7 protein-coding genes are annotated in these 7,209 nt (G+C 53.6%); 2 read left to right on the top strand and 5 right to left on the bottom strand.

The annotated features are described in order from the left end of the window. Together yhcN and argR are read right to left on the bottom strand one after the other, a co-directional pair. Positions 1 to 245, bottom strand: a 245-nt coding sequence (gene yhcN, locus INF77_RS07210; RefSeq protein ID WP_193055694.1) for a peroxide/acid stress response protein YhcN, incomplete at its 3' end; no start/stop codon positions are given. Positions 246 to 620: 375 nt separating this feature from the next. Next, positions 621 to 1,091 carry a transcriptional regulator ArgR gene (argR, locus tag INF77_RS07205; RefSeq protein ID WP_008502836.1) on the bottom strand — a complete coding sequence of 157 codons (471 nt, stop codon included), beginning with the start codon at positions 1,089 to 1,091 and terminating at the stop codon, positions 621 to 623. Between the two features lie 397 nt (positions 1,092 to 1,488). On the opposite strand from argR, the gene mdh reads away from it, so the two are divergent. Next, complete coding sequence (mdh, locus tag INF77_RS07200; RefSeq protein ID WP_028014594.1) at positions 1,489 to 2,427, top strand: malate dehydrogenase; 939 nt, start codon at positions 1,489 to 1,491, stop codon at positions 2,425 to 2,427. A gap of 88 nt (positions 2,428 to 2,515) precedes the next feature. Here the strand turns inward: mdh and degS are convergent, their stop codons facing one another. From degS to zapG, 3 genes are all read right to left on the bottom strand, one after another. Further along, entirely contained in the window at positions 2,516 to 3,583 is a 1,068-nt protein-coding gene (gene degS, locus INF77_RS07195) for an outer membrane-stress sensor serine endopeptidase DegS (RefSeq protein WP_028014593.1), read from the bottom strand. A gap of 92 nt (positions 3,584 to 3,675) precedes the next feature. After that, positions 3,676 to 5,043: a serine endoprotease DegQ gene (gene degQ / locus INF77_RS07190; RefSeq protein ID WP_041907839.1), complete on the bottom strand. Its 1,368-nt coding sequence runs from the start codon at positions 5,041 to 5,043 to the stop codon at positions 3,676 to 3,678. A 170-nt stretch (positions 5,044 to 5,213) separates the two neighbouring features. Continuing rightward, positions 5,214 to 5,612: a Z-ring associated protein ZapG gene (zapG, locus tag INF77_RS07185; RefSeq protein ID WP_010436126.1), complete on the bottom strand. Its 399-nt coding sequence runs from the start codon at positions 5,610 to 5,612 to the stop codon at positions 5,214 to 5,216. 189 nt (positions 5,613 to 5,801) lie between these two features. On the opposite strand from zapG, the gene zapE reads away from it, so the two are divergent. Next, a complete protein-coding gene (zapE, locus tag INF77_RS07180; RefSeq protein WP_041907841.1) occupies positions 5,802 to 6,926 on the top strand; it encodes a cell division protein ZapE in 1,125 nt (374 codons plus the stop codon). Positions 6,927 to 7,209 lie beyond the last annotated feature (283 nt).

Below are 7,209 nucleotides of genomic sequence, written 5' to 3'. Positions count from 1 at the left end.
GTGGCGTGCCAGTGGTCACCGGAACGCGCTTCGATAATGCGATAGGATGACGCACCTTTTTCTTCCGCTTTTTTGTTCAGCATCTCATGCATGTCCATTGGAGACGTGCCAACAGCGCCGACAGAAACCGTACCGATTGCCTCACGGGATTGCGCCTGGTCAGCATTAATAGCGTCAGCCGCGAAAGCACCGAAGGACAGGACAGACAGGACGCTCAGCGCCGCTACAGTAGTTTTGATTTTCATGATTCTTACCTCGTCGAATTTTTTAGTGGGGTCTTGTTTCGTGACCCTCATCACAAAATCAAGTATACACTAATAACGTAAAAAATTAATACCAGACTAATGGTTTCCCTTGTTATTACGTGTTAAACCCGCTTTTTTTTATAACCTAATTGCATAATGTTGGGTGTTTTATGAGCAATTTGCGTTGGTATTTATAAGAAAATCATAGGGATAATGCTTTTTGATTTTTTGTGCGATTTGCGGGATTGTTATTCACTGGGTGAATGTTAATGAGTGGTAAAAAGCACTAATTGTCAAAGCAAGGGCAGTGAAATAAAGGGGGAAATGATGCGAGAGCAGAATGATCCCCGCAGCGGCGCTACGGGGGAGGGCGCATTACAGTTCCTGTTCGAACAGAACCAGAATCGCTTCGTGGAGATCCTTCACGGAGAAACCGCTAGCCGGGGTGGTAAAGATGGTGTCATCACCGGCAATGGTGCCGAGAATACCCTCTGTTTTACCTAACGAGTCCAGCATGCGGGCAATCAGCTGCGCGGCACCCGGGCTTGTGTGGATGACCACAACGGCGTCGTTATAGTCGATATCCAGAACCAAATTCTTGAGCGGGCTGGAGGTGGTCGGCACGCCAAGTTCAGCCGGCAGGCAATAGACCATCTCCATCTTGGCGTTGCGGGTACGCACCGCGCCAAACTTGGTTAACATGCGGGAGACTTTCGACTGGTTGATGTTATCGAAGCCTTGTTCCTGCAGCGCCTGAACAATTTCTCCCTGAGAACTGAATTTCTCTTCTTTAAGTAGCGCCTTAAACGCTTTTACCAATTCTTCTTGCTTAGACGAGCTTCGCATAAGTCACCCGGAATATGACGAAAGAAACAACATTATTATGCATGTGGATGAATTTTTATGCAAATTATCTGCTCAACGGCAGGCTGAAATAATGTTATGAAAGGGAGTGATTTTATCAGATTTCGTTATCAGAAAACATGCCTGGGTCACGCCGCGCAAATAAGCTTAAAAGTAAATTAAATGTTATCAAAATGATGTTGTTTTGGTGGCGTGGCAGGGTGTATTGTAACCACCTCTTAATTCGTTGCCATCTGTCGTCAGATAGCTTTCTGGTGAGAGATAAAGTCGTGTGACCTCAAATTCTTTAGCTTCGAAAATTGTAATTAAAGACATGCTGATTTAAGGTCGCGGCAACGGATTTACAGATACTTAAGTTAACCATAATAAGGAGTTTAGGATGAAAGTCGCAGTCCTCGGCGCTGCTGGTGGTATCGGCCAGGCGCTTGCCCTACTACTGAAAACCCAACTGCCTTCAGGCTCAGAACTCTCCCTGTACGATATTGCTCCGGTAACCCCAGGCGTGGCGGTTGACCTGAGCCACATCCCGACCGCTGTAAAAATCAAAGGCTTCTCCGGTGAAGATGCGCGTCCTGCGCTGCAGGGTGCTGACGTGGTCCTGATTTCTGCAGGCGTGGCGCGTAAGCCAGGCATGGATCGTTCAGACCTGTTCAACGTCAACGCGGGCATCGTGAAAAACCTGGTGCAGCAGATCGCTGAAGTGTGCCCGAAAGCATGCATCGGTATCATCACTAACCCGGTGAACACCACCGTTGCTATCGCAGCCGAAGTGCTGAAGAAAGCGGGTGTGTACGACAAAAACAAACTGTTCGGCGTGACCACGCTGGATATCATCCGTTCCAACACCTTCGTTGCTGAGCTGAAAGGCAAACAGCCAACAGAAGTGGAAGTGCCGGTTATCGGCGGCCACTCTGGCGTGACTATTCTGCCTCTGCTGTCGCAGATCCCGGGCGTGAGCTTCACCGAGCAGGAAGTGGCTGACCTGACCAAACGAATCCAGAACGCGGGCACCGAAGTGGTGGAAGCGAAGGCGGGTGGCGGTTCTGCAACCCTGTCTATGGGCCAGGCGGCTGCACGTTTCGGTCTGTCGCTGGTTCGCGCCCTGCAGGGCGAGAAAGGCGTTGTTGAATGCGCTTACGTTGAAGGCGACGGCGAACATGCCCGCTTCTTCTCTCAGCCGCTGCTGCTGGGCAAAAACGGTATTGAAGAGCGTAAGCCTATCGGTACGCTGAGCGCGTTTGAGCAAAACGCGATGGAAGGCATGCTGGACACGCTGAAGAAAGATATCACTCTGGGTGAAGAGTTCGTAAACAAGTAAAACGAAGTGTCTCCCGTAGGCCGGGTAAGCGTTAGCGCCACCCGGCAAAAAAACCGAAGCCAGTAAGTGCTTCGGTTTTTTTATGGGGCTAATTTGTTGCCGGGTATTCCTGAATCGTCACGTGCAGCGTCATTTTCTTATCGTTGCGCATGATTTCCACAGGGATGATCGAGCCAGGGCGAATTTCGGCTACCTGATCCATCGTCTCCAGGGCCGAGACTGCCGGCGTACCGTTGACCGACACGATGACATCATTAACCTGAATCCCCGCGTTAGCCGCCGGGCCACCCGGTGCCACCTCGTTGACGACGATGCCCTGAATCTGATCGATACCGCCGCCCTGAGTATGCATTGGCGCAATTTCGCGCCCGCCGATACCGATATAGCCGCGGATCACGCGTCCGTCGCGGATCAGCTTATCCATAATCTTGGTCGCCAGCTGGAACGGAATAGCAAAGCCGATCCCTTCCGGCGTCTCGCCGTCGTTGCTTTTATCGAACGAGAGGGTGTTGATGCCCATCAGTTCGCCCAGCGAGTTGACCAGCGCGCCGCCGGAGTTGCCGTGGTTGATTGACGCATCCGTCTGCAGGAAGTTCTGCCGTCCTGACGGGTTGAGGCCGATTCGACCGGTCGCGCTGATAATTCCCTGCGTGATGGTCTGGCCCAGGTTGTACGGGTTACCGATCGCCAGCACCACATCGCCGATGTGCGGCGTACGTTTACGGTTGATCGGAATGACCGGCAATCCGCCCGTGGCGTTAATCTTCAGCACGGCCAGATCGGTCAGGCTGTCTGAACCCACAAGCAACGCCTCAAACACGCGGCCATCCTGCAGGGCGACGATGATCTGGTCGGCATCGTTGATCACGTGTTTGTTCGTAATAATGTAGCCGCGCTCGTCCATAATCACCCCGGAGCCAAGGGTGCGGATCTCAAGCTGGTTATGTGCTGAGCTGTTGAGGCCGCGGTTATAAACGTTAACCACGGCAGGGGCGGCACGGCGAACGGCCTGGTTATAGGTCGCCGGCGTTTCATCCGTGCTGTCGAACTGGGGGGCAGACAGCTTATTAAACTGACGCAAAGACGGCATCGCCAGCAGCAGCAGGCCAGCGACAATCAAACCGATGACAATGGAACGTAAGAGCTTTAAAAGCATGATGCGCGTGTCGTGAAAAAAGGAACGATTTGCAGCATAACATGAGTTATCCGGACATCACACGCAGCGGTGATGTCCGGGATCGCAAATGCTTAGCGCAACAGAATGTAGATAGACTCATTACCACGCATGACCTGCAGGGCAATGACCGCCGGTTTGCTCTCCAGCACCTTGCGCAGTTCGGCAATGGACTGCACGCGATTGCGGTTCACGCCAATGATGACATCTTCCTGATGCAATCCGGCCTGCGCGGCAGGGCTGCTCTTCTCGACGGTGTCCAGGCGAATGCCTTTCGTACCGTCTTTCAACTGCCCATCGCTTAACGTTGCTCCCTGCAGCGCCGGGGCGATAAGCTCCGCGCTGGCAGAGGACGAGGTGCTTTTATCCAGCGTCACTTCGACATTCAGCGGCTTACCGTCACGGATCAGGCCCAGCTTCACTTTGGCCCCCGGTTCGGTAGTGGCGATACGCGAACGCAGTTCAGCAAAGCTGCTCAGCGGCTTGTCGTTAAGGCTGACGATCACATCGCCCGATTTGATGCCTGCTTTTGCCGAGCCGGAGTTTGGCAGCACTTCACTGACAAACGCACCGCGCTGCACGTTGATATTGAACGCTTTCGCGATATCCGCGCTCATCTCCATGCCTTTAATACCCAGCAGTCCACGTTTGACTTCGCCGAACTGGATTAGCTGCTGCGCCAGCGTTTTAGCCATATTGCTCGGGATCGCAAAGCCAATTCCAATGCTGCCGCCGCCCGGAGCCAGAATTGCCGTGTTAATGCCAATCAGCTCGCCGTTAAGGTTGAGTAATGCCCCGCCGGAGTTGCCCCGGTTGATTGAGGCATCGGTCTGGATGAAGTTTTCCAGACCTTCCAGATTCAGGCCACTGCGTCCCAGCGCCGAGACTATGCCGGAGGTGGCGGTTTGACCTAAACCAAAGGGATTGCCCACGGCGACGGCAAAATCACCGACGCGCAGCTTGTCGGAATCCGCAATGGCAATCTGGGTCAGGTTGCTCGGGTTCTGCACCTGCAATAGCGCGATGTCGCTCTGATCATCGCCGCCAATCAGTTTGGCATCAAATTCACGACCATCGTTCAGCTGGACGCTGATTTTATCGGCCTGGCTGATGACATGATTGTTGGTCAGGATATAGCCTTTAGCCGCATCAATGATGACGCCAGAGCCCAGGCCTTCAAAAGGTTGAGCCTGCTGGTTGGGGGACTCATCGCCAAAATATTTTTTCAGTTCTTCCGGTACGCGCTGGCTTTGAACCGCCGTGCCTTCTACCTGAACGCTCACGACCGCGGGCAACACTTTTTCCAGCATTGGCGCGAGGCTGGGAGTGGCTGCCTGTCCCGGCACCTGCGAAGGCAGCGCCGCACCGGCAGGGAAGGACGCCGAGAGAGATAACCCGACACTTAACGCTATAGCGCTCAACAGCTGGTTTTTTTTCTTCATTGATGCTGACTCTCGTATCCTGGAATGAAAGAAGAACGGCCCAAAATCATGATGATGTTATTGAATTTTATACCGCTGAACAATGAGGTGTTTGACTAAATAATAGCTGGGGACGGGAAGAAAGGACGGGCGCAAGAGATGCGCCCGTAAAATATATTTATGTTGTGCGATTAATCGCGTTTTGCGCCACCGCGCAGCAGGCCGGACGCGCCGTCAGAGTAGTCGCGTGGCATCTGAACCGGAGCCTGATCGTTACCCGCTTCTGAGTCGGCCAGACGGTTGCGGAACGGGTTAGTCTCCGCGGTCATTTCCGGCAGCAGGCTGCTGGAGCTTTTCGCCATATGCTGATACAGCTGACGGTAGTCGGTCGCCATGTTGTCCAGCAGCTCGGCGCTACGGGCAAAGTGGCTGACCAGCTCTTCGCGATACTCTTCCAGCTCTGCTTTATTCTTTTCCAGTTCGTACTGCAGTGACTGCTGCTGACGCAATTTGCGGTTGCCGAAACGCATGGCCACAGCACCGATCACGATGCCGACGACTAAACCGATTAGCGCATATTCCCAGGTCATGAACTTCTCCCGTTGTCTTGTTGTTCCGTAGGGTGTTGGCTCGGCTCCTGCCTGTGCCTGATAATGCCACTATAACCGCTATTTCCGCAGAAGTGGAATCCTGACGTATCATCGCGTAGTGTAGAACGGCCTTTTTTTCATCAGTCACGCCTGCTGATGAGCATTAATTGAAGGAATAACAATAAGATTATGCAAATCCTGTCCCCTGCATCGCGATATCAACTGGCCCTGAATGAGGGTACTCATCAGCCTGATGACGTTCAACGTGAGGCGGTAAACCGTCTGGAGATGATTTATCAGGCGCTCACGGCAAAACCTGCTGAAGTAGAACAGAGTGGTGGGCTCAAAGCGGCGTTTGGCCGACTGCTCGGCAAAAAAGCGCCGCAGGCTCAGGCTCCGGTGCGCGGTTTATATATGTGGGGCGGCGTCGGTCGCGGAAAAACCTGGCTGATGGATCTGTTTTATCTCAGCCTGCCGGGGGAGCGTAAACAGCGCCTCCACTTCCATCGCTTTATGCTGCGGGTGCATGAAGAGCTGACAGCGCTGCAGGGCAAAAGCGATCCGCTGGAGATTGTGGCTGACAGGTTCAAGGCGGAAACGGACGTGCTCTGCTTCGATGAGTTTTTTGTTTCTGACATTACCGACGCCATGCTGTTAGGCGGGCTGATGAAAGCGCTGTTTGCCCGCGGGATCACGCTCGTTGCCACGTCGAATATCCCGCCGGATGAACTCTATCGCAACGGCCTGCAGCGGGCGCGTTTCCTGCCAGCTATTGATGCTATCAAACAGCATTGCGACATCATGAATGTCGATGCCGGTGTCGATTATCGTCTGCGCACGTTAACGCAGGCGCACCTGTGGCTTTCGCCGTTAAACGCCGATACCGCTCGCGAGATGGATAAACTCTGGCTGGCGCTGGCGGGCGCAAAACGCGAAAACGCACCGACGCTGGAGATTAACCATCGCCCGTTACCTACCCTTGGCGTAGAAAACCAGACGCTGGCGGTCTCTTTTGCGACGCTCTGCGTGGATGCCCGCAGCCAGCATGACTATATTGCGCTTTCGCGCCTGTTCCACACCGTGATGATGCTGGATGTGCCGGTGATGACGCGGCTGATGGAGAGCGAAGCGCGGCGCTTCATTGCGCTGGTGGACGAGTTTTACGAGCGCCACGTCAAGCTTGTCGTCAGCGCCGAGGTGCCTTTATATGAGATCTACCAGGGCGAGCGGCTGAAGTTTGAATTCCAGCGCTGCCTCTCGCGCCTGCAAGAGATGCAGAGCGAAGAGTATCTCAAGCGTGAGCATATGCCCTAATCAATGCTCCCCTCTCCCGCGGGGAGAGGGGCTGAGGGTGAGGGCACCAGACCGCACAAACGCGCCCCCCGAAAAACCCATTCCAAATCACATTTAAGGGTCGATCTTTGACCTCAACTTCTCTATAATCTTGCGACCCCACGTTACGAGAAGGTTTTTTTCCCGAAACTTTCTATGTGTCGGCATGTGCTATTCGAAGGGGTAGGTTTGCCGGACTTTGTCGTGTGAACCTCAACTGACTAAACGTTTGGGTGTTCACCAACGTGTAACTTATTATTTGGGT

It is taken from the genome of Enterobacter cloacae complex sp. P1B (assembly GCF_014982345.1).
Classification (GTDB): Bacteria; Pseudomonadota; Gammaproteobacteria; order Enterobacterales; family Enterobacteriaceae; genus Enterobacter; species Enterobacter bugandensis.
Note: the sequence above shows the minus strand (reverse complement) of the source record. Positions and strands in the feature narration are given on the sequence as shown.

Excerpts from the sequence above, each read along its gene's own strand:
- argR (WP_008502836.1), bottom strand. The coding sequence starts at position 1,091 with ATGCGAAGCTCGTCTAAGCAAGAAGAATTGGTAAAAGCGTTTAAGGCG.
- mdh (WP_028014594.1), top strand. The coding sequence starts at position 1,489 with ATGAAAGTCGCAGTCCTCGGCGCTGCTGGTGGTATCGGCCAGGCGCTT.
- degS (WP_028014593.1), bottom strand. The coding sequence starts at position 3,583 with ATGCTTTTAAAGCTCTTACGTTCCATTGTCATCGGTTTGATTGTCGCT.
- degQ (WP_041907839.1), bottom strand. The coding sequence starts at position 5,043 with ATGAAGAAAAAAAACCAGCTGTTGAGCGCTATAGCGTTAAGTGTCGGG.
- zapG (WP_010436126.1), bottom strand. The coding sequence starts at position 5,612 with ATGACCTGGGAATATGCGCTAATCGGTTTAGTCGTCGGCATCGTGATC.
- zapE (WP_041907841.1), top strand. The coding sequence starts at position 5,802 with ATGCAAATCCTGTCCCCTGCATCGCGATATCAACTGGCCCTGAATGAG.